This window comes from Candidatus Eisenbacteria bacterium, assembly GCA_035712145.1.
Taxonomy (GTDB): domain Bacteria; phylum Eisenbacteria; class RBG-16-71-46; order RBG-16-71-46; family RBG-16-71-46; genus DASTBI01.
This window is the reverse complement of record DASTBI010000137.1, coordinates 1-2,296: the sequence shown is the minus strand read 5'-3', so window position 1 is coordinate 2,296 and position 2,296 is coordinate 1. Positions and strand designations below refer to the sequence as shown.

General features: G+C 66.9%; 1 protein-coding gene. It reads right to left on the bottom strand.

Annotated features, from left to right (window positions below):
* Nucleotides 1-273: 273 nt before the first annotated feature.
* On the bottom strand, nt 274-2,004 hold the full coding sequence (locus tag VFQ05_08575; GenBank protein ID HET9326811.1) for a hypothetical protein: 1,731 nt from the start codon (nt 2,002-2,004) through the stop codon (nt 274-276).
* Nucleotides 2,005-2,296: the final 292 nt, after the last annotated feature.

Here is a 2,296-nt window from a genome sequence, read left to right as displayed (position 1 = left end):
CGGTGAAGCAGCTCCTCGCGGTCTATCCCACGTTTCCGAAAGTGGCCAAGGAGGAGCTGGCGCGCTGGGTGAGCCCGCCTCGCCAGCAGCGCGCGCTCGAGGCTCTGATCCGTGCCGGGTTGCCGATCCCCGTGGGCGCCGGCACAGCGAGGCGAAGCGGGTGATCGAGGCCGCGATCCAGCTCTACGCGAGCAACGCCGCGCGGCTTCGTCGCTCGAGCTAGAACGACCCGGGACGCCCGTCTTTCGTGATCCAGCTTCCCGCCGTTCTGGTTCAGCGCAGGATCACGAACCGCCCCTTCTGAGTCCGAGAAGCTCCCGTGAGCTGATAGAAGTAGACGCCAGGCCGTAGACGCGCACCTCCCTCGTCGGTCACGGGAGCCGTCACGCGGTGAGTCCCGGCAGTGAACTCGCCGGGCGCTAGGCGGCGTACGCATCGCCCACTGGTGTCGAAGACTCGGATGGCGATCGGGCCGCCTTCGGACAACGAGAACTGAATCGCGCCGTCGCGATTCGAGAGCTCCTCGGGAGAGCCCAGTGCTTGTGCGACAGGTCTCACGGGTGGCCTGCCGCTTCGGAGCAACCGCCCAGCGTAGAGATCGCCGATAAACGGCTGAGTCGTATGGGGATCGTCATCCAGGCGAAGCTCGCTCCAGCTCACGAAGGCCCCGCCCGATCCATCCGAGCAGATGGACGGGGCCACGTTGGGTAGGTCGGTCGTCGAGATCTTCTGCGCGCCGGGTCCGATCAGGGATCCGCCCTTCGAGATTCTCCGCGCGTAGATGCCCGACTCCTTCGACCACGCCAGGAAGGCCCCACCCGCTCCGTCGGATGTGAGACCGGAGGTGCCTTCCTGCCAAGTCGTCTGATCCAAGGTCACACCATCGATCGACCAGAGGGGCGCTCCATCGGCATCGATGTGTTGAGCGCGGAGATTGGCGACATCGAGCGACGCGGGCGCGTTTTGCTGCCAGGCGATCATGGCGCCGCCGGCACCGTCCGAGATGGCTCTCGTCTCCGCCACCTGGACGACTTTGGGGGAAACCTGGATTCCGTTCACCGGCCACACCACGGCCCCGCTCAAGAGGAGCTTTTGAGCGAAGACGGACACGGTCCCATACGGTGGCTGGGGATCGCGGCCATCGTGCCACAGCGCGATGGCCCCGCCTTCGCCGCCAGGGACCATCTGCAAGTACCCCTCGAAACGGCACCCCACGCAGACGGAAACGCCCTCCGCGGGCCACAACCTTTCTCCAGCCGGGCCCACGCGTTGCGCGTAGATGTCGCCAAATCCCGCTCGATAGTCTGCCCAAACCACGACCGCACCGTGCGCGTCATCGGAAACCAGTCGAGGCACGTGCTGAGTCCCGTCGGCGGTGCAGACCATCACTCCGTTTTCAGTCCAGAGCGCCGACCCGGAAGCGTCGAGTCGTTGCGCGTAGATGTCGCTCTGCGCGGTGCCGCCGATGTAAAGCTCGCGATGGTCCTCCCACGAAACGATCAAGCCGCCGGCGCCATCGGAGGTCAGGTCCTGCCCGAGCTGGAACTCGCGGGCCGTGCAGACCGACATGCCATCGGCCGCCCAAAGCTTCTGGCCTTGAGGCCCGAGATGTTGGGCGAAGAGATCGACCTCGCCACCGGGCCAGGGAGCCCCGACTCGGCGGCTCCATACGACGAAGACACCGCCCGCTCCGTCGGACAGGGGAATGCCGGCGTCCGCGAAGTCGCTCGCCCTGCCCACCTCAGCCCCTGCGCCGCCCCACAGGATCTCTCCCGCCGGAGAGATCCGCTGCGCGCGAATGCTGATGTCGTCCGCGGCACGATAGTCCGTCCACGTGACGATCGCCCCGCCCTGGCCGTCTACGACGATTCGGGCTTGGTACTGGTTCCCGGGCTGCACGCAGACCGGGATGTTTTGCGCGGGGTCGGGAGAGGAAACGGCCGCCGACGCGAGAAGCGTCGAGGCGATGGTGATGGCAATCGCGAGATCCGGGCACTTGAGCATCTTCACCTCCTGCCCGGCTCCGAAGCGGCGCCGATGTCATGCTAGGCACAGGGCACAAGGCCGGACAACAGCTATTTGATGAGCTCCTCCGAAGTCGTTGACCTGCCTGGGCTCGCCCCACTTCACGTAGCCGTGGATATCACGCCATCAGTGCGCGGCGCCGGCCTGGACCGTGAGTCCGGGGCCGGAGCTCTGGACGCCGCGCGGCACGCCCTGGCACGCGGTGGGCTCGGTCCAGATCGAGTAATTGCCCGAAGCCAGAGCGGGCCCGGTGCTCATGGTCGCCCCGGCG

Bases quoted from the DNA above. Each gene is read 5' to 3' on its own strand.
- VFQ05_08575 (HET9326811.1), bottom strand. From the start codon at position 2,004: ATGCTCAAGTGCCCGGATCTCGCGATTGCCATCACCATCGCCTCGACG.